This window comes from Cellulomonas alba (assembly GCF_030362835.1).
Classification (GTDB): domain Bacteria; phylum Actinomycetota; class Actinomycetes; order Actinomycetales; family Cellulomonadaceae; genus Cellulomonas; species Cellulomonas alba.
The window spans coordinates 1,434,994-1,456,952 of sequence record NZ_JAUCGQ010000001.1 but is presented as its reverse complement, the minus strand read 5'-3'; the positions used below and the strand labels follow the sequence as shown (position 1 = coordinate 1,456,952).

Below are 21,959 nucleotides of genomic sequence, written 5' to 3'. Positions count from 1 at the left end.
GCCGCGCGCCGCGTCGCGTCGCGTCGCCGGTTAGCGTCGCCCGGTGCCGGTCCTCCTCTGGCTGCGCCGCGACCTGCGGCTCGCCGACAACCCCGCGCTGCTCGCCGCGGCGGACCGGGCCCGCGCGACGGGCGACGAGGTCGCCGCGCTGTTCGTGGTCGACCCCGCGCTCTGGTCGTCGCCGCCGACGCCGCGGCTCGCGTACCTCGCGCGGTCGCTCCGGGCGCTCGACGAGCGACTCGGCGGCCGCCTGACGATCCGCACCGGCCGGCCCGAGCAGGTGGTCCCGGCCGTGGCACACGAGCTCGCGGCACCGAGCGTGCACGTCGCCGCGGCCACCGAGCCGTACGGGCAGCGCCGGGACGACCGCGTGGAGCGCGCCCTCGGCGTCGAGCTCGTCCGTACCGGCTGCCCCTACGCGGTCGCGCCCGGTCGGCTCGTCACGCGCGCCGGCACGCCGTTCCAGGTCTACACGGCGTTCCGCGACGCCTGGCTCGACCACGGTTGGGCGGCACCGGCACCCGAGCCTGCCGGCGTCCCGTGGGCCGACGTGCCCGGTGACCCGCTGCCCGAGGCCTCGACCGAGGTGCCGCTGTCGGCCGCCGGGGAGGTCGCGGCCCGCGAGCGATGGTCCGCGTTCGTCGCCGAGGCCCTCGCCGACTACCGCTGGACGCGCGACCGGCCGGACCTTGCCGGGACCTCCGCGATGTCCGCCGCTCTGAAGTACGGCGAGGTCCACCCGCGGACGCTGCTCGCGGACCTCGCGGCGGCCGCGCGCGCGGGCGTCGACCCGGCGTCGGCCGCGACGTTCCGCGACGAGCTCGCGTGGCGCGACTTCCACGCGGACGTGCTGTGGCACCGGCCCGATGCGACGCACCGGTCGCTGCGGGCGGTCGCGTCGGACGACGACTGGGCGACAGGTGCCGCCGCGGACGCCGCGTTCGACGCGTGGGCGGCCGGGCGGACGGGGTACCCGTTCGTCGACGCCGGCATGCGGCAGCTCGCCGAGACCGGGTGGATGCACAACCGGCTGCGCATGGTCGTGGCGTCGTTCCTCGTCAAGGACCTCCACGTCGCGTGGCAGCGCGGCGCGGCGCTGTTCCTCGACGGCCTCGTCGACGGCGACACCGCGCAGAACCAGCTCAACTGGCAGTGGGTGGCCGGCACCGGGCGTGACGCGGCGCCGTACTTCCGCGTGTTCAACCCCGTCGCGCAGGGGCAGCGTCTCGACCCCGAGGGCGACTACGTCCGCCGGTGGGTGCCCGAGCTCCGCGCCCTGCCGGGTGCCGCGGTGCACGAGCCGTGGGCCGCCCCGGGCGGACCGCCGCCGGGGTACCCGCCGCGCCTGGTGGACCACGCGACGGAACGCCGGGTGGCGCTCGACGCGTACCACGCGCACCGCGCCGCGCGCGGGGCGCCGTCGGGCGACTGAACCCCGATCGGTGGGCTCATCGCGCTCGAAGCGTTTCGCATGTCGCGCGCGAGACGGGCGGTCGGGTGTCCTCGTCGGGTCCCGCGGTGGACGCGACGCTGCGGCCGGCAGGTCCCGTCGCCGGCCGCGGGCGTGCACCGCCCGGGACACCCGGGCGCCCGTCGTCCCGAGGAGAGCGCATGCCCACCCGTAGAACCGTCGCCGGCATCGTCGCCGGCGCCGCCCTCGTCGCCGGTGGCGTCGTGGCCGCCACGCAGGCGCAGGCCGCGAGCGGCTGTCGCGTCGACTACACCGTCACGAGCCAGTGGTCCGGCGGGTTCGGCGCCCAGGTGTCGGTGACGAACCTCGGCTCGCCGGTGTCGTCGTGGACCGTGGACTGGACGTACACCGCCGGGCAGAAGGTGACGCAGCTCTGGAACGGCAACGTGTCCGCGAGCGGCTCGAGCGTCACCGTCACGAACGCGCCGTACAACGGGTCGATCCCGACCAACGGGCACGCCGACTTCGGCTTCAACGGCTCGTGGACCACCGCCAACCCGACGCCCTCGCAGTTCCGGCTCAACGGCACGGTCTGCACCGGCACGGTGTCGTCGTCGACCGGCACGCCGTCGACGACCCCGACGCCGACCGTCACCCCGACCCCGACACCGACCCCGACGCCGACGCCGACGGTCACGCCGAAGCCCACACCCACCCCGACCCCCACGCCGACGCCCACACCGACCCCGACCCCCACCCCCACCACGCCGGTCCCCACGGGCGACTTCTTCCTCAACACCGGCACCCAGGCGTACACCGCGTACCAGCAGGCGAGCGGCACGGACAAGCAGCTGCTCGCCAAGATCGCGCTCACGCCGTCCGCCTACTGGGTCGGCAACTGGTCCGACGCGGCGCACTCGAAGTCCGAGGTGCACGACTACACGAGCCGCGCGGTCGCGGCGGGACAGATCCCGTTCTTCGTCCTCTACGCGATCCCCGGCCGTGACTGCGGCAACTACTCCGCGGGTGGCGTCGCGACCAGCGAGTACGCGAGCTACGTCGACACGGTCGCGTCCGGCATCGTCGGCCACCCGTGGGTCGTGCTCGAGCCCGACGCTCTCGCGCAGCTCGGCGACTGCAGCGGCCAGGGCGACCGCGTCGGCTACCTGCAGTACGCCGCGAAGTCGCTGACGCTCGCCGGCGCGCGCGTCTACGTCGACGCCGGACACTCGCGCTGGCTCTCGGTCGACGAGGCGGTGCGGCGGCTCACCCTGGTCGGGTTCCAGTACGCCGTCGGCTTCGCCCTGAACACGTCGAACTTCGGCGCGACCTCCGGCGAGCAGTCCTACGGCGAGCAGATCTCGCAGCGGCTCGGCGGCAAGGGCTACGTCATCGACACCTCGCGCAACGGCAACGGGGCGAACGGCGAGTGGTGCAACCCGTCCGGCCGGGCGCTGGGCGACAAGCCGGCGCTGGTGAACGACAGCACCGGGCTCGACGCCAAGCTGTGGGTCAAGCCGCCGGGCGAGTCGGACGGCACCTGCAACGGCGGTCCGGCCGCGGGCCAGTGGTTCCAGAGCTACGCCCTCGACCTGGCGCGCAACGCGCACTGGTGAGGTCACCGTGCCGGGCCGTCCTCCTCGGGGCGGCCCGGCACGTCGTCGCCGCCTCGCTACCGGCTCACTGCCGGCGAGGTGGCGTGTTGACGAACTGGAACTGCAGCCGGACGTCGGCGTCGCGCGGCACGTCCAGGGTCGTCGCGCTGGGCGACCACTGCCCCGGCACGAGGAACATCGCGTCAGGCCCCTGCACGAGCAGGTGCAGCCCGCGGTAGCGGTAGCGGAACTCGTCGGCGCGCGCCGCGCACGCCGCGTCGGGCGCGTCGCCGCTCGTCCAGCACAGGTCCTCGGGCGCCGGCACCGTGTTGCGCAGGTGCAGGTCCTCCTTGCTGTCGAGGATCACCGCCGGCAGGTCCTGCAGGTGGCGGGCCATGAGCTCGGCGCGAGCCTGGCCCGACCACTGCGCCGTCACCGACACCGCCCACAGGACGCCCGCCAGGGCGACGACCCACAGCCCGGCGATCGCGCCGACCGCGCGGTACGGCAGGTAGCGCAGCGCCATCGCGGTCGCCGCCGCACCCGTCGCGACGAGCACCGCCGAGACGATCGGCAGGTAGCGCCACGCGTCGAGCCATGCGTCGGCCAGGAGCAGCACGAGCCCGGCGGCGAGCACGCCGAGGCCCGCGACCGCGCACCGGCCGGCGAGCCGGCGCACCCGCACGAGCTCGTCGGGATCGGTCCGCGCGTCCCGCACGTGCGCCTCGAGCCGCCCCGACAGCGCGACGACGGCCGCGGCGAGCGCGGTGAGCACGATCAGCGGCACGAGGAGGGGCTGCGGGCTCCGCATGACGAAGTCGCGCGGCGTGAGCCCGACGGTGTCGACGTCGAGGCCGAAGTACCGGTACTGCGCCTTCGAGAACACGTACCCGAAGTAGAAGAGCATCGTGCCGACGAGCGTGATCGGCGCCGCGATCTGCGTCGCGAGGCTGAGCCAGCTCGGGATCGACCGGGTCTCGGCCACGGGTCACCCGCCCTGCGACGGCTCGGGCGTGGGCGCGACGTCGCCGCCACTGCCCGAGTCGTCGGTGCCGGCGGTGCTGCCCGAGTCGTCGGTGCTGCCGGACCCGTCGCCGGACCCGTCGCCCGAGCCGTCGGCGCCCTCCAGGTCGAGCGGCAGTGCGCTGCCGGGTTCCTTGGCGTGCGCGACCAGCGCGGCGCGGAGGGCGGCGCACTGCGCGTGCGTCGCGGGCGCGCCGCACCGGACCGAGCCGACGAGCCGCACCACCGAGCCGGTCGGGCCCGTGGCGTGCGGACCGTCGGTGCGCGCGAGCGCGACGGCGCAGAGGTCCGCGCCGTCCTGCGACTTCAGCGCCGCTCCGACGCACACCGGGTTCTGGCAGTCCACCGCCACGGGCTTCCACAGCTTCGGCGAGACCTTGACGTGGTCCACGACGAACGCGGCGCCCTCGGGCAGCGTCGGCGGCACGAGGTGGAAGTACACGCACTCGACTCCCGGGTGGCCGTCGACGAGCTGGGGCGAGCCCTCCGCCGCGGCGGCCAGCAGGACGGCCGCCTTGCGCGGCGCCTCGGGCAGCGGCGTCTCGAGGCCGCTCGACGCGCGGGTCGGCGTGGCCTCGGGCGCCTCGAGCTCCGACGGCTGCCCCGTCGCCGTCACCGGAGGCAGCGCGTTCGGTGACGGGCCGGCGCCCGACGGCCCGCCGCCCGAGCAGGCGGCCGACCCGGTGACGAGGGCCACGGCGAGCAGCGCCGCTCGTGCCGCGGACGCCATCCGCTTCTTCTCCCGGTCCGGCGACATCGCACCTCCCGCGACCGCGCGGCCGGCAGGTGCGTCCGCGCGACATCTAGAGGATGCCAGCCGCCCTCCGGCAGATACCGGGCGCGAGCACCCGCCGGGGGAAAATCGACGCATGCCACCCCGTCGCCGCACCGAGCCCGCAGCGGGCCGCGCCGCGCTCGCGGCCTGGCGGGTCGACCCGACGGCGGCCGGTTCGCGCCGCACCGCCGTGCGTTTCACGCTCGAGGAGCTGGCCGAGGTCGCGCCCGGAAACTCGGTCGAGGTGCGCGTGCCGCCCGACGGCGCCGTGCAGGCCGTCGAAGGTCCTCGTCACACCCGCGGCACGCCGCCCAACGTCGTCGAGACCGACCCCCAGACGTGGCTCGAGCTCGCCACCGGCGCGCTGACCTGGGCCGACGCGCTGGCGGCGGCACGGGTCCGGGCATCGGGGGAGCGGGCCGACCTCGCGGCGTGGCTCCCGCTGCAGGCCGCTCGCGCGCGTCGCTGACGACCTGCGGCCGGACCGCCCCCGGGCGGCGGCCCGCGCTGACCTACGATCGCCGGGTGCCGCAGCCCGATCCCCTCGTCCCCGCCGAGCCCGAGCCCGGGCCACCGGCGACGGCAGCCGAGCCGGAGCCCGTCCCGAGCGAGGCCGAGCTCGCGTCCACCGCGACGCCCGGCACCGTGCGCCGCGCGCCGAAGTTCGGCGCCTTCCTCGTCGCCGGCGGGCTCGTCGGCGCGGTCGTCGGCCTGCTGGTCGCGGGGCTCGCGCCGGGGGACCGCCCCGACGGCTCGGGCTTCCTGCCGTTCCTCGACGGCGTGAACGCCGTGCGGACCTGGCTCGCGGTCGCGGGCCTCGTGCTCGGCATCCTCGTGGGTGGCCTGCTCGCCGCGCTCGCCGACCGCCGCAGCGTCCGACGAGCGCGCCGACCGCGCCCCTGACGATCGGCGTCGCACGGGCCGCAGGACCCCGTCCACGGGTCGTTCGCCGGGCCGAGCGCCGTGGCCCGTGTGCGACCATGGAGGCGTGGCCCCCCGCGCAGACGGACGACTCAACCACGACCTCCTTCCCGGTGAGAAAGGCCCACAGGACGCCTGCGGCGTCTTCGGTGTCTGGGCACCCGGCGAGGAGGTCGCCAAGCTGACCTACTTCGGGCTCTACGCGCTGCAGCACCGCGGCCAGGAGTCCGCCGGCATCGCGACGAGCAACGGCGAGCAGCTGCTCGTGTACAAGGACATGGGCCTCGTCTCCCAGGTCTTCGACGAGACGGCGCTCAACGCGCTGCAGGGCCACATCGCCGTCGGCCACACGCGCTACTCGACGACCGGCGGCTCGACGTGGGAGAACGCGCAGCCGACGCTCGGCCCCACGGCGTCGGGCACCGTCGCGCTGGGCCACAACGGCAACCTCACGAACACGGCCGAGCTGGTCGACCTCGTCGCCGAGCGGTACGGCAACCAGCGCCGCGGCGAGCTCGCGCGGGGCAACACGACCGACACCGCGCTCATCACGGCGCTGCTCGCGGGCGACCCGGACCGCACGCTCGAGGCCACCGCGCTCGAGGTGCTGCCGCGCCTGCGCGGCGCGTTCTGCCTCGTGTTCATGGACGAGCGCACGCTGTACGCGGCACGCGACCCGCAGGGCGTGCGCCCGCTCGTGCTCGGCCGCCTCGAGCGCGGCTGGGTCGTGGCCTCCGAGACGCCGGCCCTCGACATCGTCGGCGCGAGCTTCGTGCGCGAGGTCGAGCCGGGCGAGCTCATCGCGATCGACGCCGACGGCCTGCGCTCCACGAAGTTCGCGGCGGGCCAGGAGCGCGCGGGCTGCATCTTCGAGTACGTCTACCTGGCGCGTCCCGACACGACGATCTCGGGCCGCTCGGTGCACGCCGCGCGCGTCGACATGGGCAAGCAGCTCGCCAAGGAGCACCCGGTGGAGGCGGACCTCGTCATCCCCGTCCCCGAGTCGGGCACGCCCGCGGCCGTGGGCTACGCGCAGGAGTCGGGCATCCCGTTCGGCCAGGGTCTGACGAAGAACGCGTACGTCGGCCGCACGTTCATCCAGCCGAGCCAGACGCTGCGCCAGCTCGGCATCCGCCTCAAGCTCAACCCGCTGCGCGAGGTGATCCGGGGCAAGCGGCTCGTGGTGGTCGACGACTCGATCGTGCGCGGGAACACCCAGCGCGCGCTGATCCGCATGCTGCGCGAGGCGGGCGCCGCCGAGGTACACGTGCGCATCTCGTCCCCGCCGGTCAAGTGGCCGTGCTTCTACGGCATCGACTTCGCGAGCCGCGCCGAGCTGATCGCGAACGGCCTGGCGGTCGACGAGATCGCCGCGTCGCTCGGGGCCGACTCGCTCGGGTACATCTCGGAGGAGGGCCTCGTCGCCGCCACCGAGCAGCCGCGCGCCGCGCTGTGCACCGCGTGCTTCAGCGGTCACTACCCGATCGAGCTGCCTCCCGCGGACCGCCTCGGCAAGCACCTGCTCGAGCAGGACGCGCTGCCGCTGGGTGCGCCCGAGGACGGGCTCCTCGCGATCGTCCCGTCGGCCGGTGGCGCTGGCGCGCTGGACCACCCGTGACCGGCGGCGAGGGCCTCACGTACGCCGCGGCCGGCGTCGACACCGAGGCGGGCGACAAGGCCGTCGAGCTGATGAAGGACGCGGTCCGCGCGACGCACGGGCCGCAGGTGCTCGGCGGGGTCGGCGGCTTCGCGGGCCTCTACGACGCGAGCGCCCTGACGCGCATGCGCCGGCCCCTGCTCGCGACGAGCACCGACGGCGTCGGCACCAAGGTCGCGATCGCGCAGGCCCTCGACGTGCACGACACGATCGGGTTCGACCTGGTCGGCATGGTCGTCGACGACATCGTCGTGGTCGGCGCACAGCCGCTGTTCATGACGGACTACATCGCGTGCGGCCGCGTGGTCCCCGAGCGCATCGCGGACGTGGTGCGCGGCATCGCGTCGGCCTGCTCGGTCGCGGGCACCGCGCTGGTCGGCGGCGAGACCGCCGAGCACCCCGGCCTGCTCGGCCCCGACGAGTACGACGTCGCGGGCGCCGCGACGGGCGTCGTCGAGGCCGACGAGCTGCTCGGCCCCGACCGCGTCCGCTCGGGCGACGTGCTGATCGCCCTCGGCTCGAGCGGCCTGCACTCGAACGGCTACTCGCTGGTGCGCGCCGTCGTCCGGAGCGCCGGCTGGGAGCTCGACCGCCACGTCGACGAGCTCGGCCGCACGCTCGGCGAGGAGCTCCTGACGCCGACGCGCGTCTACGCGTCCGACTGCCTCGCGCTCGCGCGCCGGGCGGGCGTCGCCGGCCTGCACGCGTTCAGCCACGTGACGGGCGGCGGCCTCGCGGCCAACGTCGCGCGCGTGCTGCCCGCCGGCCTCGTGGCCGACGTCGACCGCGGCGGCTGGCAGCTGCCGCCGGTGTTCTCGCTGGTGCAGCGCCTCGGTCAGGTGCCGTGGACGGACCTCGAGGGCACGCTGAACCTCGGCGTCGGCATGGTCGCGATCGTCGCGGCCGACGCCGCCGACGGCGTGCTCGCGCATGCCGCAGAGCTGGGGCTGCCCGCGTGGGAGCTCGGTCGCGTGCGCGACGTCGACGTCGAGCGCGACGTCGTGGGCTCGCCCGGGTTCGTGTCGGGCACCAAGGGCGTGCACGGCGGAGCGGTCCGACTCACGGGCGAGTACCTGGTCTGACGAGCCGCTCGCTCCGGCCGCGGCGCGGGCCGGGGTCGGAGCAGCACGGCGCCCGCGCGGGACCTGGTCCGCACGCACGCCGCCGGTGGGCACACCGAACGGCGGCACCCACCAGGGGTGCCGCCGTTCAGAGAGTGTGCGAGGTGGTGCAGCGCCTCAGCGCTGGTCGTCCTCGTCGTCGGCCCACCGGCCCCAGCGACCCGCGTCGTCCTCGTCCGTGTCCAAGGCGGTGCTGCCCCGGTGGACGGAGTCGTTGTGGCTCAGGGACGTGAGCTCCTGCTCGAGAGCTCGGTAGTCCGTACCGGGGCTGTAGTACTTCAGCTCCCGCGCTACCTTCGTCTGCTTTGCCTTCTGACGGCCGCGCCCCATGGCATCGACCCCCTCTTACGTGGATGCGGGGCGGCTCCGTGTCACACGTGCGGCCCCGGGGTGCTGAATCGTCTGTTCGAAGCGCAACGCTACATGCTCGCCGCGCATTCCAGCCACCTGACGCCCCCTCCACGGGCCCCGGCGTGGCGGGTCTCACGCTGCGACACGCACACCGTCCCGGGACGTGCCGAATGTCGGGTTTATCCTGTCCTCATGACCCGTTCGGCATCGTCGGGCGGTCCGGACGAAGGTCTCGTGAAGATCCGTTATCCACTTGTGTCCTGGAATGCGGCTTCTGAGCGCTTCGTTCATGCTAGAGGCTCCACCGCGGACTTCGATGGCCACGGGCGGAGCGCAGCACCACCCGCACCAGTCCTGGCCGGACTCCCCGTCCGACCGCACGCTCGCCAGGAGGCAGCATGAACGTCCATCACGCAGAGACCGAGACCCTGCTCACGCCGTCCGAGGTCGCATCGCTCTTCCGCGTCGACCCGAAGACCGTGACGCGCTGGGCCAAGGCGGGCAAGCTCTCGTCGATCCGCACCCTCGGCGGTCACCGCCGTTACCTGGAATCCGAGGTTCGTGACCTGCTGGGCGGCGTACCGCAGCAGCAGCGCCCCGAGGACTCCTGACCCCTCCGCACGCCGTCGGCGACCGCCGGCGGCGTTCTCGTACCCGGGTCGCGTCGCGACCGCGAGCCGTGCCCGGGTAGCAGCGCCGGTCGCGCCGGCGGCGACGACGCCGTCAGCGACGACGGAGCCAGGCGATCGCCGCGACCGCGGCGATGCCCGCGGCGACCCCGCCCAGCACCTTCTGCGCCTTGCGCCTCGCCTCGGGCGTCGCGTCCGGGTCGACGGCGTCGCGAAACAGCTGCTTGGACTGGCCCACGGCCTTCGCGGCCTGCGTGCGCGGGTCGAGCCGCCCGGCCAGCTCGTCGACCGTCGAGGCGAGCGCAGCCCGCTTGACGGTGAGCTCCGCCTCGATCGCCATCATCTGCGGCGTGACGAACGGCTCGGCCGCCTTCTTGCCGTCCTTCGCCGCCTGGGCGTCCGCGCCGGTGCCCTCGGTCGTCATGAGCGGAACCCCTCCTTCAGCGCGGTCACGTCCTCCTGGAGCCGCTCCTTGGCGCGCGTGGGCGCGGGCGGCGAGGCCTTCTTGATCGCCCGGACGCCGATGAGCGCGAGCACCACGGTGACGAGCAGCAGGACGCCGGTCACGACGAGCGCGGCGAGCCACGGGGCCCAGACGGTGGAGAGGCCGAGGATGGCGGTCGCGATCGCGGCGGCCAGCACGTAGAGCGCGAGCACGCCCGCGGCGGTGACCATGCCCGCGCCCATGCCGAACACCTGCGCCTTGGCGGTGACCTCGGCCTTGGCGAGCGCGATCTCCGCGCGGACGAGCTGGGACGTCTGCTCGCTCAGGTCGCTGACCAGCTGACCGATCGAGCGTTGTTCGGTGGACGGCGCCGATGTGCTCATGGTGAGACCTCCCGGGACGGGTGGACTGCCAGTCTGCTGGCCGCAGGCGCGCGGCGCGCGTCGACCGCGGGTGAGAGGGGCGTCAGTCGGCCCAGGGGTGCACCTGGTCGCCCGCGGGGTGCACCGGCTCGGGGGCGCGCACGATCGAGATGGCGGGGCCCTCGGGGAGCCGGCTGCGCGCCCACGCGGCGAAGCCGCCCGCGATCAGGACCAGTGCGACACCCACCAGCAGGGCCGCGAGCCAGGGCTCCATGACGTGCGACAGCCCGAGCACGGCGGACGTCACCATGAGCGCCAGGCCGAAGAACGTGAGCAACGCGGCGATGCCGAAGCCGATGGCGGACGGGCGCACCTGCACCGCACGGCGGCGGATGCTCGCACCGACGGCGTCGATCTCGCCCTGGATCGTCGCCCGCACCCGGTCCTCGGCCTGCACGAGCTTCTCGCGTGCGCGGTCCGCGATCGGCTCGGTGAGCCGGTCGAAGATGCTGGAGCGCGGTCGCTGGGACTCGTTCTGGCTGCTCACGGGGCCCTCCGTCGTGCGGTCTGCCGGTCGCACCCCAGCCTAGGCAGCCGATGCCGGTCGTGCGTGGGACCTGCGGCTCCCTGCGGCGAGTCCCCGGCCGCGGCGATACTGGCGCGGTGGAGCTCCAGCTGAGCATGGTCGTCCTGGAGGTGCGCGACCTCGACGCCTCGCGCCGGTTCTACCGGGCCCTCGGGCTCGACGTGCCCGAGCCCCGTCGGGACCGGCCGGTGATCGCGCACCGGATGCCGAGCGGCGTGACGTTGCTGCTCACCACGCGGTTCGCGTCGGTCTACGACCCGGAGTGGTCGCGTCCCACCCGTGGGTACCAGCAGCTGCTCGAGTTCTTCGTCGGCGACGACGGCGCGGTCGAGTCGATCTGGCACGAGCTCACCGCCGCCGGTTACCACGGCCGGATGCCGCCGACGCGGACAGCCGGCCCGTACGCGGCGATGGTCGACGACCCGGACGGGAACGTCGTGCTGCTGACGTCGGACGCGGCCGCCTCGCCGGACGCCTGACGAATGACGAAGCCCCTCTCCGCGCGGTGCGGGAGGGGCTTGCGGCGGTGGCTCCGACGGGCGTCGATCCCGTGACCTCACGATTTTCAGTCGTGCGCTCTACCAACTGAGCTACAGAGCCTCAAACGAGAACGCCGGTCCGAAGACCGGCGCTTCGAGCGACCCCGACGGGACTTGAACCCGCGACCTCCGCCGTGACAGGGCGGCGCGCTAACCAACTGCGCTACGGGGCCTTGTGTGGCACAAGGCCTTTCACTTGCACGTGCTGCGTACCCCCAACGGGATTCGAACCCGTGCTACCGCCGTGAAAGGGCGGGGTCCTAGGCCGCTAGACGATGGGGGCGTCTCCGCCCCCTGACGTCGAGGCGTCGGAACCGTGGATGAGCATACGTGACCCCTGGGGCGTTCTCCAAAGTGAGATCCGGCCGGTGGCCCGCCCGCCGGGACCGCACCGCCGTGAGCAGGCAGGATGGGCGCGTGGTCGAGATGTCGCGCGAGGACTTCGAGGACGCGGTGCGCGACGCCCTCGACGAGATCCCGCCCGAGCTCGCCGAGCTCATGGACAACGTCGTGGTGCTCGTCGAGGACGACCCGCCACCCGGGGAGGACCTGCTCGGCCTGTACGAGGGCACGCCGCTGACCGAGCGCGGCGCGTGGTGGGCGGCGGGTTCGCTGCCCGACCGGATCACGATCTACCGGCGACCGACGCTCGCGCTGTGCGAGGACCGCGAGGACGTGGTCGAGGAGGTCGCCGTGACAGTGGTGCACGAGATCGCGCACCACTTCGGCATCGACGACGAGCGCCTGCACGAGCTCGGCTGGGACTGAGCGCCGCCGGGTCGGAGGGGCGGAGCGCCGCTGCGTCCGCGCCCGACGCCGGGATCGCGGGTCGGGTGCCGCGTAGGGTCGGCGCATGGTCGCCGTCGGGCTCGTCATCCTTCCGCAGGAGCGCTGGGCGACGGGGCGCCGGCGCTGGCAGCAGGCCGAGGAGTGGGGGTTCGACCACGCCTGGACGTACGACCACCTCTCGTGGCGATCACTCGTCGAGGAGCCGTGGTTCGCGACGGTGCCCCTGCTCGCGGCCGCGGCGGCGGTGACGAGCCGGATCCGCCTCGGCACGTTCGTGGCGTCCCCGAACTTCCGCCACCCGGTGCCATTCGCCAAGGACGTCATGGGACTCGACGACGTGAGCGGCGGTCGGCTGCTGCTCGGGCTCGGCTCGGGCGGCGAGGGCTTCGACGCGTCGGTGCTCGGGCCGGCGGTGTCGCGCGGCGAGCGCACGCGGCGGTTCGAGGAGTTCGTCGCGCTGCTCGACGAGCTGCTGACGAGCCCCGTGACCACCCGCACCGGCGAGTTCTGGGCGGCGCACGAGGCGCGCATGGTGCCCGGCACGATCGCGACGCCGCGGCCGCCGTTCGTCGTCGCCGCGAGCGGCCCGCGCGCGATGGCGGTCGCGGCGCGGCACGGGCAGGGCTGGGTCACGTACGGGCCGAGCTTCGGCGGCGACGACACCGCGGCCGCCGGGACCGCCGAGGACCGCTGGTGGACGGCACTCGAGCGGGAGAGCGCGGCCGTCGACGCGGCGCTGGCAGACGCCGGTCGGGCCCGGGACGGGATCCGCCGGTACCTCTCGTACGACGGGCCGGACCGGTTCGCGCTCGACTCGGTGGACCGGGCGGTCGACGTCGTCCACCGCGCGGCGGCCGCGGGGTTCACCGACGTGGTGCTGCACTGGCCGCGCGAGGCGGGCATCTACGCGGGCGACGAGCGTGTGCTCGAGCAGCTCGCAGCGCGGCTGCCGGAGCTCCACGCGCTGACGCCCGCTGCGCGCTGAGCGTGGTCCGTCTGCGCCGCGGGGCGACCTACGGGTGGCGCGTGCCCGGCGGTGACGGGCGCGAGGAGGGCGGCGGCTCGCGACCGTCGAGCGCCGCGGCGAGCTCGGTCACCACCACGGGGACGCCGTCGTCGTCCAGCCGCACGGGCTCGGACGTGCGCACGCCCAGCCGCCGCGCGACGAGCGGCCCGGCGACGCCGTAGACGACCGCCGTCGCGAGGACGACGCCGAAGACCACAGGCACGAGCTGGGGGAACGGGGTGCCGGCGTCCTCGAACCGCAGCGCGAACACCGACGCGGTCGATGCGGCGACGATCCCGCGGGGAGCCATGGCCGCCACCATGGCGCGCTCGTTCCGGTCGAGGACGCTCCGGGCGGTGGCGGCGGCCGCGGCGAGCGGGCGGATGACGAGCACGAGCACCGCGACCAGTGCGAGCGTCGGAAGGGCGTAGCGAGCGAGCGCGTGCAGGTCGACGCGCGCCGCCAGGACGATGAACAGCGCGCCGATGAGCACGAGCCCGATGTGCGACCCGAACTCGTGCACCGCGTCGATCCGCACGACCGTCTGGTTGGCGACCGCCACGCCGAGGGCCGTCGTGGCGAACAGGCCGGCCTCGTCGTGCAGCGCCTCCGCGACGGCGTACACCGCGAGCGCGACCGCCAGGGCGATGGCGACGTGCGTCGCTGGGTCGATGCGCCGCCACCGGACGACGAGCACGAACACCACGGCCCCGACGAGTCCGACGCCGACCCCGGTGAGCCCCGTGACGCCGAGCCGGACCGGCTCGCCGTGGAGGACCATGTTCGTCACGGCGAGCGCGGCGGTCGCGCCGATCGGGTCGATGAAGATGCCCTCGAACGCGAGGACCGACTCGAGCGGCTGCTTCGGGCGGATCAGCGCGAGGAGCGGCCCGACGACGGTCGGCCCGGACACGATGAGGATCGCGCCGATCACCCCGGCGCGGCCGATCGGCAGCCCGAGCAGCCAGTGCGCGGCGAGCGTCGCGGTGAGGGCGGTGATCAGCGCGCCGACAGTCACGAGCGCGAGCACCGGACGGCGCGCCCCTCCGCGCAGGCGCGTGAGGTCGAGCTTGAGCGACTCCTCGAACAGGAGCAGCCCGACCGCCATGGAGACGAGCGGGTACAGGCGGCTGCCGAGCACCGCGTCCGGGTCGAGCCAGCCGGTGACGGGCCCCACCAGGATCCCGAGCAGCAGCAGCACGATGATGGACGGCACCCGCGCGGACCGGCCGACCACCTGGCCGGCCACGCCCGCGACGACGATGAACGCGAGCCCGCCGACGAAGCCCAGCATGGCGACCACTGTGCAGCACCGCCGTCAGGTCCGCGCCCGGGCGCCGGCGACACGCCGCCGGGGGCCGTTCGGGCCGCACGCCCGCGGGAGCCGGGTCGTGCCCGCGTCGGGGGCGCGTGATGATGGGCGCATGGCCGGCTCGGACGCGTTCATCGGGCGGCTGCTCGTCTCGACGCCGTGGCTCGCGGACCCGAACTTCCGCCGCACAGTCGTGCTGATGCTCGACCACCACGAGGACGGCGCCTTCGGCGTCGTGCTCAACCGACCGACGGGCGTCGACGTCGACGCGGTGCTGCCGGGCTGGCAGGCGTGCGCCGCCGAGCCGGGCGGGCTGTTCGAGGGCGGCCCGGTCGGACTGGACTCGGCGATCGGCGTCGCGGTGCTGCCGCCGGAGGGCGTGGCCGTGCCGGGTGTCGACCCGGTGGTCGGGCGGTTCGGCATCGTCGACCTCGACGCGGACCCGGCGCAGGTCGCCGCGGGCGTGGTGGGGGCGCGCATCTTCGCCGGCCACTCCGGCTGGGGTGCCGGCCAGCTGGAGCACGAGCTCGACGACGGCGGGTGGTACGTGGTCGACGCGTGGCCCGACGACCTCGTGACGCACGAGCCCGAACAGCTGTGGCGGCGCGTGCTCCGCAGGCAGGGCGGCGACCTCGCGATCGTCTCGCTCTACCCCGAGGACCCACGGCTGAACTGAGCGGCCGGCCGCCCGCTCCCGCCGTGCGGGCCACCGGGACTGCGGGTCAGGATGGCCGCATGACGACGATCGCGGTGCTGGGCGGGACGGGGTACGCAGGCGGGCACATCGCACGCGAGGCGGTGGCGCGGGGCCACGAGGTCACGGCGTTCGCGCGGCACGCGCCCGCGGAGCGCGTGCCCGGCGTGACGTACGAGACGGGTGCGATCCAGGACCTCGAGACCGTGCGGCGGGCGACCGCGCACCAGGTGGTCGTCGTGGCGCTCCCGGCGCGCGCGACGGACACGGGTCCGTTGGTTGACGCGCTGCCGGCGCTCGCGGGCTCGGTCGTCGCGGCAGCCGGTCGGCTCGGGGTCGTCGGTGGGGCCGGCAGCTCGCTCGTCGCCCCGGACGGGCCGCGGCTCGTCGACACGCCCGGTTTCCACGACGATTGGAAGCCCGAGGCGCTCGCGCACGCGGACGTGCTCGAGTGGCTCCGCGGCTCCGACGAGCGGCTCGACTGGTTCTGCGTCAGCCCGTCCGCGCTCTTCGGCGCGTACGCGCCCGGCGAGGACCTCGGCACGTACCGCACCGGCGGCGACCTGCTCGTCACGAAGGACGACGGCAGCTCGGAGATCTCGGGCGCCGACTACGCGCGCGCGTTCGTCGACGAGATCGAGCGGCGCGAGCACCCGCGCCAGCGGTTCACCGTCGGGCACTGACCCTCGCCGGTGGCTCGGCCACCGCCCGAGGGCCGGCGAGCCGGGGACCCGGTGCGTCGTGCGCGCCCGGTCCCCGGCCTCGTCCGGGTGCGGTCAGCGCAGCGAGCGCCACTGCTCCCGGCGGTCCGCCTGCTCGTCCGGGTCCGGGACGGGCAGCGACGCCAGCAGGCGCTGCGTGTACGCGTGCCGCGGGGCGCCGAGCACCTGCTCGCCCGTGCCTTCCTCGACGAGCACACCGCGGTGCAGCACCGCGATCCGGTCGGCGAGCAGGTCGACCACCGCGAGGTCGTGGCTGATGAACAGGCACGCGAACCCGAGCTCCGCCTGCAGCCGCGCGAACAGGTCGAGCACGCGCGCCTGCACCGAGACGTCGAGCGCCGACGTGGGCTCGTCGGCGATCAGCAGCTCCGGGTCGAGCGCGAGGGCGCGGGCCAGCGACGCGCGCTGACGCTGCCCGCCCGAGAGCTCGTGCGGGTACCGGTCGCCGAACGCCGCGGGCAGCTGGACGGCCTCGAGCAGCTCGTCGACGCGCGGGCGGGCCTCGCGGGGGTCGCCCGCGCGGCCGTGCACCACGAGCGGCTCGGCGACGCACTGGGCGATCGTCAGCAACGGGTTGAAGCTCGTCGCGGGGTCCTGGAACACGAAGCCGATGCGGCTCCGCGCGGGACGGAAGTGCTTCTCGCGCGCGCCGTTGAGCTCGACGCCCAGCACCCGGAGCGACCCGGACGAGACCGGCGTCAGGCCCGCGATCGCGCGCCCGATGGTCGTCTTGCCCGAGCCCGACTCGCCGACCAGGCCGAGCACCTCGCCGGGCCGGATGGTGAGGTCGACGCCGTCCACGGCCACGAAGTCGGGCTCCCGGAACCGCCCGGGGTAGACGATCCGCAGGTCGCGCGCCTCGACCACCGGCGTCACCGACTCGTCCGGAACGTGCCGCTCGCGCAGCCCGCCCGTGCCGATGCGCGGCACCGCGTCGAGCAGCGCGCGCGTGTACGGGTGCTGGGCGTTGGTGAACAGCTCGCGCACCTCGGCCTGCTCGACGATCTCGCCGTCGTACATGACCGCGACGCGGTCGGCGAGGTCGGCCACGACGCCCATGTTGTGCGTGATCAGGACGACCGCGGAGCCGAGGTCGCGCGGCAGGCTGCGCAGCAGCTCGAGGATCTCGGCCTGCACCGTGACGTCGAGCGCCGTCGTGGGCTCGTCCGCGACGATCAGGCCGGGGTTGAGCACCAGCGCCTGCGCGATGACGATGCGCTGCTTCTGCCCGCCCGAGAACTGGTGCGGGTAGTGGTCGACGCGGTGCTCGGGCTCGGGGATGCCGACGCGGCGCAGCACCTCGATCGCGGCCTCCCGGGCCTCCGCCCGCGTCAGGTCCTGGTGGGCCCGCAGGCCCTCCATGATCTGCCAGCCGACCGGGTAGACCGGGTTGAGCACGCTGCCCGGCTCCTGGAACACCATCGCGACGTCGCGGCCACGCACGGACCGCAGCTGGTTGCCCGTGAGGGCCGTGACGTCGTGGGTCGCCGCGCCGTCGTTGCGGGTCAGCAGCACGGCGCCCTGCGTGGTGGCCGTCTCCGGCAGGAGGCCGAGGATCGTGCGGGCGGTCACCGTCTTGCCGGAGCCGGACTCGCCGACGACGGCGAGCACCTCGCCCGGCGCGACCTGGAGCGAGACGCCGCGCACCGCGCGGACCGTGCCCGCGTCGGTCGCGAACGAGACGTGCAGGTCCTGGATGTCGACGACGTGCTCGGCCGGGGCCGTCGGGCCGCCGGCGGCGGTGGCGGTCATGCGCGGTCTCCGTCCGGGGTGCCCGCGTCGTCGGACGCGGCGGGGAAGGGGCTCTCGAGCGGGTCCGCCGCCCGGGCGGCCTGCGGGTGCTCGAGTGCGTCCTCGAAGACGTCGAGCACCGGGTCGGAGCCCTCGAACGCGCTGAGCCCGTCGATGCCTTCCGCGCCCGCGGTGATGACGCCGCCGGGGACGACCGAGGCGCCGCCGACGGCGTCCGCGGGCACGCGGCCCGCGCGACGCCGGTTGCGCAGCCGCGGGTCGGCGAGGTCGTTGAGCGACTCGCCGACGAGCGTGACGCCCAGCACGGTGAGCACGATCGCGACACCCGGCGGGATGGCCGTCCACCAGATGCCCGACGTGACGTCGGCGAGCGACTTGTTCAGGTCGTAGCCCCACTCCGCGGCCGACGTCGGCTCGATGCCGAAGCCGAGGAAGCCGAGCCCCGCGAGCGTGAGGATCGCCTCGGAGCAGTTGAGCGTGAGGATCAGCGGCAGCGTGCGGGTCGAGTTGCGCAGCACGTGGCGCGTCATGATCCGCAGGTGGCCCGTGCCCACCACGCGCGCCGACTCGACGAACGGCTCGGCCTTGATCCGCACGGCCTCGGCGCGGATCACCCGGAAGTACTGCGGGATGAACACGACGGTGATCGAGATCGCCGCCGCCATGATGCCGCCCCACATCGACGACTGGCCGCCGGAGATGACGATCGCCGCGAGGATCGCGAGCAGGAGCGACGGGAACGCGTAGATCGCGTCCGCGAGCACCACGAGCACGCGGTCGATCCAGCCGCCGAAGTACCCGGACAGCAGGCCGATCGCGATGCCGATGAAGATCGACAGCAGCACGCCCGCGACGATGACGAGGAACGCGGTGCGCGCACCGAAGATCGTGCGGGAGAGCACGTCGTACCCGCCGACGGTGGTGCCGAGCCAGTGCTGGGCGGACGGCGGCTGCTGCGCGCCGAAGGCCTGGCCGTCGGCGCTGAGCTGGTTGAAGCCGTAGGGCGCGAGCAGCGGCGCGAACGCCGCGACGAGCACGAACACGCCCGTCAGCACGAGGCCGGTGACGAGCATGCCGCGCTGGAGGCCGACGCTCGCGCGCAGCTGGTGGACGACCGGCAGGCGACGCCAGAGGCTGGGCCGCGCGGGCCGCGGGACGGTCACGGTGGTGGTCGTCATGTCAGTACCTGATCCGCGGGTCGACGAGGGCCGCGATGACGTCGACGACGAAGTTCGTCACGGCGACGATCACGGCGAGGAGCGCCACCATGCCCTGCACCGCGACGAAGTCGCGGGCGAGCAGGTAGTGCACCAGCTGGAACCCGAGGCCCTTCCACTCGAAGGTCGTCTCGGTGAGCACCGCGCCGCCGAGCAGCAGCGCGACCTGGAGGCCGATGACGGTGATGATCGGGACGAGCGCGGGCCGCCACGCGTGCTTGCGCAGCAGCCGCCGCTCGGAGACGCCGCGCGAGCGCGCCGCCTCGACGTAGCCGGTGCCGAGCGTGCCGATGACGTTGGTCCGCACGAGGCGCAGGAACACGCCGGCGAACAGCAGGCCGAGCGTGACGGCCGGCAGCACGGCGTGCCGCAGCACGTCCTGCACCGCGGCCGGGTCGCCCGTGCTGATCGCGTCGACGATGTAGATGCCGGTCTGGGCGCCGCTGGTCTGCAGCTGGATCTCGGTGCCGGTCGACGCGCGGCCCGCGACGGGCAGCACGTTCAGCCACACCGAGAAGATGAGCTTGAGCAGGATGCCGGCGAAGAACACGGGCGTCGCGTACGCGAGGATCGCGGAGACGCGCAGCGTGGCGTCCGCCCCGCGGTCGCGGCGGGCCGCGGCGATGCGGCCGAGCGGGATGCCGAGCGCGAACGCGACGATCAGCGAGTAGACCGCGAGCTCGAGGGTCGCGGCGCCGTACGTCAGCAGCACGTGCGTGACCGGCTGGTTGTCCGAGATGGTCGTGCCGAAGTCGCCGTGCACGATGTTGCCGAGGTACTCGAGGTACTGCGTGAGGATCGGCCGGTCGTAGCCGGCCTGGTGGACGCGCTCCGCGAGCTGGTCCGGCGTGAGGCGTCCGCCGAGCGCGGCGGTGATCGGGTCGCCCGTCGCGCGCATCAGCCAGAAGACCGTCGTCACGAGGATGAAGATCGTCGGGAAGATGAGCAGGAAGCGGATCAGCAGGTAGCGGCCGAGCTTGCTGCTGCTCCGGCCTCGCGCGGGGGCGGTGGGGGCGCCGGCCCGGCGGTCGCCTGCGGACGGGTCGCCGGGCGCGACGTCCGTCGGCGCGCCTTGCGTGGTGGAGGTCATGAGCTGCCTGTCGTGCGAAGGATGCGGTGAGTCTGCCGCGAGGTGCGTACGTGCGCCGAGCGGCCCCGCCCGCGCGTGTGGCGCGAGCGGGACCGCCCGGAGGTCACCGCGTCAGCTCTTCGAGAGAGCCCCGTAGCGGAACTTGAACGACGCGTCGAGCGTCGTGTCGGCGCCCGAGACGTTGGCACGCGTCACCGCGACCTCGTTGCCCTGCATGTACGGCAGGGTCGAGATGTCCTTCGCCTCGAGCTCCTGGATCTGCTTGATGACGTCGGCGCGCTCCGTCGGGTCGGACGTCGTCGCCTCCTTGGTGATCAGGTCCTGGACCTGCTTGTTGTCGTAGTGGTTCGCCAGGAAGTTGTCCTTGACGAAGAACGGCGACAGGTAGTTGTCAGCGTCCGAGTAGTCCGGGTACCAGCCGAGCTGGTAGGCGGGGTACACGTCCTTGACGCGGTCCTTCGAGTACTGCGTGTACTCGGTCGAGGCGAGGTTGACCTGGAACAGGCCGTCCTTCTCGAGCTGCGCCTTGATCTGCGCGTACTCGTCGCTGCCCGACGGGCCGTAGTGGTCGGTGTTGTACTGCAGGCTCAGCTTGACCGGGGTCGTCACGCCGGCGGCCTGGAGCGTCGCCTTCGCCTTCGCCGCGTCCGGGCCGCCGTTGCCGTCGCCGTAGAGCGTCTTGAAGACGTCCTCCTGGCCCGTGAGGCCGGCCGCGATCGGGCTGTAGAGCGGCTTCCACGTGCCGTGGTAGACGTTCTCGGTGATGGCCTGGCGGTCGATCAGGTCAGCGGCCGCCTGGCGCACGGCGAGCGCCTTGGCCGGGTCGGCCTCGGGCGTCTTGGCGCCGTACGGCATCGAGTTGAAGTTGAACACGATGTAGCGGATCGAGCCGCCGGGGCCCTCGACGACCTTGACGTTCTTGTCCTTGCGCAGGTCGGCGATGTCCGTGGCCGTCAGGCTGTGGAACGCGACGTCGATGTTGCCCTGCTGCACGTCGAGCTTGAGGTTCGAGGCGTCGGCGTAGTACTTGACGTTGACGATCGACGACTTCGGCGCGCCGAGCAGGCCCTGGTAGTTCGGGTTGGCCTTGTAGGCGATGAGCTCGTTCACCTTGTACGACGTGATCGTGTACGGGCCCTCGAAGGCGCCGCCCTTGACGATGTCGTCGTCCGCGGTGACCTTGTCCGGCGAGAAGACCTCCTCGTCGACGATCGGGCCGACCGGGCTCGAGAGGACCTGCGGGAAGATCTGGTCGTTCGCGGCCTTGAGCTTGAAGACGACCGTGGTCGGGTCGGGCGCGCTGACGCTGTCGAGGTTGTAGAGCAGCGACGCGGGGCCGTTCGGGTCGTTGATCTTGAGCTGGCGGTCGAACGTGAACTTCACGTCGGACGACGTCAGGTCGTGGCCGTTCGAGAACTTCAGGCCCGGCTTCAGCTTCACCGTGTACTCGGTCGGGCTCGTGAACGACGCCGACTCCGCGAGCTCGGGCTTGGGGTCGGGGCTGCCGTACGGGGTGTTGAGCAGGAACGCGTAGATCTGGTTCATGACGGCGAACGAGCCGTTGTCGTACGAGCCCGCCGGGTCGATCGACGTGATCTTGTCGGTCGTGCCGATGATCAGCGGCGTCTTGCTGCCGCTCCCGCCGGTGCTGGTGCCGTTGCTCGAGCTGTTGCCCGAGCAGCCGGTGAGCACGAGCGCCGCGGCCGCGAGGCCGGTGGTCGTCACCAGCAGGCGACGACGAGCAGTTCGGGTCATGCGGAGCCTCTTCCTTGATGTCCGGACCTCATGCGGGTCCCAGGTGGCCCTTGGGTAGCACACCTGTGTGTCGTGGGTACCGAGAGTCTTACTACCAAGTAACTTTCAGGTCACGGATCGGTATCGATCCCGGACGGGCGTCCAGGTCGTCGACCCTGACGTGCGCGGACGCCCACCACGACAGTCGCACGGTGAGCGTCCGCGGTC

At 73.7% G+C, this 21,959-nt stretch carries 23 protein-coding genes and 3 tRNA genes; 12 read left to right on the top strand and 14 right to left on the bottom strand.

All coding sequences use genetic code 11. From position 1 onward, the window contains the following. The first annotated feature begins 43 nt into the window (after positions 1-43). Both QRT04_RS06640 and QRT04_RS06635 read left to right on the top strand, forming a co-directional pair. The gene (locus QRT04_RS06640) at positions 44-1,432 is read left to right on the top strand and encodes a cryptochrome/photolyase family protein (protein WP_289454373.1); all 1,389 of its coding nucleotides are present in this window, start codon (positions 44-46) and stop codon (positions 1,430-1,432) included. 179 nt (positions 1,433-1,611) lie between these two features. Continuing rightward, positions 1,612-3,027 (top strand): glycoside hydrolase family 6 protein, encoded by a 1,416-nt coding sequence (locus QRT04_RS06635; RefSeq protein WP_289454372.1) that lies wholly within the window; start codon positions 1,612-1,614, stop codon positions 3,025-3,027. Positions 3,028-3,091: 64 nt separating this feature from the next. Here QRT04_RS06635 and QRT04_RS06630 read toward each other — a convergent pair whose 3' ends face one another. Together QRT04_RS06630 and QRT04_RS06625 are read right to left on the bottom strand one after the other, a co-directional pair. After that, entirely contained in the window at positions 3,092-3,991 is a 900-nt protein-coding gene (locus QRT04_RS06630; RefSeq protein WP_289454371.1) for a hypothetical protein, read from the bottom strand. 3 nt (positions 3,992-3,994) lie between these two features. Further along, positions 3,995-4,786, bottom strand: a complete 792-nt coding sequence (locus tag QRT04_RS06625) for a hypothetical protein (protein WP_289454370.1) — start codon at positions 4,784-4,786, stop codon at positions 3,995-3,997. Positions 4,787-4,898: 112 nt separating this feature from the next. Here QRT04_RS06625 and QRT04_RS06620 point away from each other — a divergent pair, with 112 nt between their 5' ends. The 4 genes from QRT04_RS06620 to purM all read left to right on the top strand — a co-directional run bounded on the left by QRT04_RS06620 (position 4,899) and on the right by purM (position 8,464). Beyond that, on the top strand, positions 4,899-5,273 hold the full coding sequence (locus tag QRT04_RS06620) for a sterol carrier family protein (RefSeq protein WP_289454369.1): 375 nt from the start codon (positions 4,899-4,901) through the stop codon (positions 5,271-5,273). 56 nt (positions 5,274-5,329) lie between these two features. Then, on the top strand, positions 5,330-5,707 hold the full coding sequence (locus QRT04_RS06615) for a histidine kinase (RefSeq protein ID WP_289454368.1): 378 nt from the start codon (positions 5,330-5,332) through the stop codon (positions 5,705-5,707). 85 nt (positions 5,708-5,792) lie between these two features. Next, the gene (gene purF, locus QRT04_RS06610) at positions 5,793-7,343 is read left to right on the top strand and encodes an amidophosphoribosyltransferase (protein ID WP_289454367.1); all 1,551 of its coding nucleotides are present in this window, start codon (positions 5,793-5,795) and stop codon (positions 7,341-7,343) included. Next, positions 7,340-8,464 carry a phosphoribosylformylglycinamidine cyclo-ligase gene (purM, locus tag QRT04_RS06605; RefSeq protein ID WP_289454366.1) on the top strand — a complete coding sequence of 375 codons (1,125 nt, stop codon included), beginning with the start codon at positions 7,340-7,342 and terminating at the stop codon, positions 8,462-8,464. The genes purF and purM overlap by 4 nt, the downstream gene beginning before the upstream one ends. Before the next feature lie 156 nt (positions 8,465-8,620). On the opposite strand, the gene QRT04_RS06600 is transcribed toward purM, so the two are convergent. Continuing rightward, on the bottom strand, positions 8,621-8,833 hold the full coding sequence (locus tag QRT04_RS06600) for a DUF3073 domain-containing protein (protein WP_289454365.1): 213 nt from the start codon (positions 8,831-8,833) through the stop codon (positions 8,621-8,623). A gap of 419 nt (positions 8,834-9,252) precedes the next feature. Here QRT04_RS06600 and QRT04_RS06595 point away from each other — a divergent pair, with 419 nt between their 5' ends. Continuing rightward, the gene (locus QRT04_RS06595; RefSeq protein ID WP_289454364.1) at positions 9,253-9,465 is read left to right on the top strand and encodes a BldC family transcriptional regulator; all 213 of its coding nucleotides are present in this window, start codon (positions 9,253-9,255) and stop codon (positions 9,463-9,465) included. 112 nt (positions 9,466-9,577) lie between these two features. On the opposite strand, the gene QRT04_RS06590 is transcribed toward QRT04_RS06595, so the two are convergent. From QRT04_RS06590 to QRT04_RS06580, 3 genes are all read right to left on the bottom strand, one after another. Beyond that, positions 9,578-9,907 carry a DUF3618 domain-containing protein gene (locus QRT04_RS06590; protein WP_289454363.1) on the bottom strand — a complete coding sequence of 110 codons (330 nt, stop codon included), beginning with the start codon at positions 9,905-9,907 and terminating at the stop codon, positions 9,578-9,580. Next, entirely contained in the window at positions 9,904-10,311 is a 408-nt protein-coding gene (locus tag QRT04_RS06585; protein WP_289454362.1) for a phage holin family protein, read from the bottom strand. Before QRT04_RS06585 ends, QRT04_RS06590 begins: the two co-directional genes overlap by 4 nt. 82 nt (positions 10,312-10,393) lie before the next feature. Beyond that, positions 10,394-10,837: a phage holin family protein gene (locus tag QRT04_RS06580; RefSeq protein WP_289454361.1), complete on the bottom strand. Its 444-nt coding sequence runs from the start codon at positions 10,835-10,837 to the stop codon at positions 10,394-10,396. A 116-nt stretch (positions 10,838-10,953) separates the two neighbouring features. Here QRT04_RS06580 and QRT04_RS06575 point away from each other — a divergent pair, with 116 nt between their 5' ends. After that, on the top strand, positions 10,954-11,355 hold the full coding sequence (locus QRT04_RS06575) for a VOC family protein (protein WP_289454360.1): 402 nt from the start codon (positions 10,954-10,956) through the stop codon (positions 11,353-11,355). 48 nt (positions 11,356-11,403) lie between these two features. Here QRT04_RS06575 and QRT04_RS06570 read toward each other — a convergent pair. The 3 genes from QRT04_RS06570 to QRT04_RS06560 all read right to left on the bottom strand — a co-directional run bounded on the left by QRT04_RS06570 (position 11,404) and on the right by QRT04_RS06560 (position 11,698). Continuing rightward, positions 11,404-11,476: transfer RNA gene (locus tag QRT04_RS06570), tRNA-Phe, on the bottom strand. 38 nt (positions 11,477-11,514) lie between these two features. Continuing rightward, positions 11,515-11,588, bottom strand: a tRNA-Asp gene (locus tag QRT04_RS06565). Positions 11,589-11,625: 37 nt separating this feature from the next. Continuing rightward, positions 11,626-11,698: transfer RNA gene (locus QRT04_RS06560), tRNA-Glu, on the bottom strand. Between the two features lie 143 nt (positions 11,699-11,841). On the opposite strand from QRT04_RS06560, the gene QRT04_RS06555 reads away from it, so the two are divergent. Together QRT04_RS06555 and QRT04_RS06550 are read left to right on the top strand one after the other, a co-directional pair. Beyond that, positions 11,842-12,183 carry a metallopeptidase family protein gene (locus tag QRT04_RS06555; protein WP_289455728.1) on the top strand — a complete coding sequence of 114 codons (342 nt, stop codon included), beginning with the start codon at positions 11,842-11,844 and terminating at the stop codon, positions 12,181-12,183. An 85-nt stretch (positions 12,184-12,268) separates the two neighbouring features. Continuing rightward, the gene (locus QRT04_RS06550; protein WP_289454359.1) at positions 12,269-13,189 is read left to right on the top strand and encodes an LLM class flavin-dependent oxidoreductase; all 921 of its coding nucleotides are present in this window, start codon (positions 12,269-12,271) and stop codon (positions 13,187-13,189) included. Between the two features lie 28 nt (positions 13,190-13,217). On the opposite strand, the gene QRT04_RS06545 is transcribed toward QRT04_RS06550, so the two are convergent. Next, complete coding sequence (locus tag QRT04_RS06545; protein WP_289454358.1) at positions 13,218-14,504, bottom strand: cation:proton antiporter domain-containing protein; 1,287 nt, start codon at positions 14,502-14,504, stop codon at positions 13,218-13,220. Between the two features lie 130 nt (positions 14,505-14,634). Between QRT04_RS06545 and QRT04_RS06540 the strand changes: the two genes are divergently transcribed. Together QRT04_RS06540 and QRT04_RS06535 are read left to right on the top strand one after the other, a co-directional pair. Then, the gene (locus tag QRT04_RS06540; RefSeq protein ID WP_289454357.1) at positions 14,635-15,198 is read left to right on the top strand and encodes a YqgE/AlgH family protein; all 564 of its coding nucleotides are present in this window, start codon (positions 14,635-14,637) and stop codon (positions 15,196-15,198) included. A gap of 59 nt (positions 15,199-15,257) precedes the next feature. Continuing rightward, positions 15,258-15,899 carry an NAD(P)-dependent oxidoreductase gene (locus QRT04_RS06535; protein WP_289454356.1) on the top strand — a complete coding sequence of 214 codons (642 nt, stop codon included), beginning with the start codon at positions 15,258-15,260 and terminating at the stop codon, positions 15,897-15,899. Between the two features lie 93 nt (positions 15,900-15,992). Here the strand turns inward: QRT04_RS06535 and QRT04_RS06530 are convergent, their stop codons facing one another. From QRT04_RS06530 to QRT04_RS06515, 4 genes are all read right to left on the bottom strand, one after another. Next, on the bottom strand, positions 15,993-17,690 hold the full coding sequence (locus QRT04_RS06530; protein WP_289454355.1) for an ABC transporter ATP-binding protein: 1,698 nt from the start codon (positions 17,688-17,690) through the stop codon (positions 15,993-15,995). Beyond that, positions 17,687-18,868 (bottom strand): ABC transporter permease, encoded by a 1,182-nt coding sequence (locus tag QRT04_RS06525; RefSeq protein WP_289454354.1) that lies wholly within the window; start codon positions 18,866-18,868, stop codon positions 17,687-17,689. The genes QRT04_RS06530 and QRT04_RS06525 overlap by 4 nt, the downstream gene beginning before the upstream one ends. A gap of 1 nt (position 18,869) precedes the next feature. Further along, positions 18,870-19,997 carry an ABC transporter permease gene (locus tag QRT04_RS06520; protein ID WP_289454353.1) on the bottom strand — a complete coding sequence of 376 codons (1,128 nt, stop codon included), beginning with the start codon at positions 19,995-19,997 and terminating at the stop codon, positions 18,870-18,872. A gap of 111 nt (positions 19,998-20,108) precedes the next feature. Beyond that, positions 20,109-21,752, bottom strand: a complete 1,644-nt coding sequence (locus QRT04_RS06515; protein WP_289454352.1) for an ABC transporter substrate-binding protein — start codon at positions 21,750-21,752, stop codon at positions 20,109-20,111. Between the last annotated feature and the right edge of the window lie 207 nt (positions 21,753-21,959).

What these genes read in the sequence shown, in the direction of transcription:
- QRT04_RS06635 (WP_289454372.1), top strand. Translation starts at nt 1,612, where the DNA reads ATGCCCACCCGTAGAACCGTCGCCGGCATCGTCGCCGGCGCCGCCCTC.
- QRT04_RS06625 (WP_289454370.1), bottom strand. Translation starts at nt 4,786, where the DNA reads ATGTCGCCGGACCGGGAGAAGAAGCGGATGGCGTCCGCGGCACGAGCG.
- QRT04_RS06620 (WP_289454369.1), top strand. Translation starts at nt 4,899, where the DNA reads ATGCCACCCCGTCGCCGCACCGAGCCCGCAGCGGGCCGCGCCGCGCTC.
- QRT04_RS06600 (WP_289454365.1), bottom strand. Translation starts at nt 8,833, where the DNA reads ATGGGGCGCGGCCGTCAGAAGGCAAAGCAGACGAAGGTAGCGCGGGAG.
- QRT04_RS06595 (WP_289454364.1), top strand. Translation starts at nt 9,253, where the DNA reads ATGAACGTCCATCACGCAGAGACCGAGACCCTGCTCACGCCGTCCGAG.
- QRT04_RS06590 (WP_289454363.1), bottom strand. Translation starts at nt 9,907, where the DNA reads ATGACGACCGAGGGCACCGGCGCGGACGCCCAGGCGGCGAAGGACGGC.
- QRT04_RS06585 (WP_289454362.1), bottom strand. Translation starts at nt 10,311, where the DNA reads ATGAGCACATCGGCGCCGTCCACCGAACAACGCTCGATCGGTCAGCTG.
- QRT04_RS06555 (WP_289455728.1), top strand. Translation starts at nt 11,842, where the DNA reads ATGTCGCGCGAGGACTTCGAGGACGCGGTGCGCGACGCCCTCGACGAG.
- QRT04_RS06550 (WP_289454359.1), top strand. Translation starts at nt 12,269, where the DNA reads ATGGTCGCCGTCGGGCTCGTCATCCTTCCGCAGGAGCGCTGGGCGACG.
- QRT04_RS06545 (WP_289454358.1), bottom strand. Translation starts at nt 14,504, where the DNA reads ATGCTGGGCTTCGTCGGCGGGCTCGCGTTCATCGTCGTCGCGGGCGTG.
- QRT04_RS06540 (WP_289454357.1), top strand. Translation starts at nt 14,635, where the DNA reads ATGGCCGGCTCGGACGCGTTCATCGGGCGGCTGCTCGTCTCGACGCCG.
- QRT04_RS06535 (WP_289454356.1), top strand. Translation starts at nt 15,258, where the DNA reads ATGACGACGATCGCGGTGCTGGGCGGGACGGGGTACGCAGGCGGGCAC.
- QRT04_RS06530 (WP_289454355.1), bottom strand. Translation starts at nt 17,690, where the DNA reads ATGACCGCCACCGCCGCCGGCGGCCCGACGGCCCCGGCCGAGCACGTC.
- QRT04_RS06525 (WP_289454354.1), bottom strand. Translation starts at nt 18,868, where the DNA reads ATGACGACCACCACCGTGACCGTCCCGCGGCCCGCGCGGCCCAGCCTC.
- QRT04_RS06520 (WP_289454353.1), bottom strand. Translation starts at nt 19,997, where the DNA reads ATGACCTCCACCACGCAAGGCGCGCCGACGGACGTCGCGCCCGGCGAC.
- QRT04_RS06515 (WP_289454352.1), bottom strand. Translation starts at nt 21,752, where the DNA reads ATGACCCGAACTGCTCGTCGTCGCCTGCTGGTGACGACCACCGGCCTC.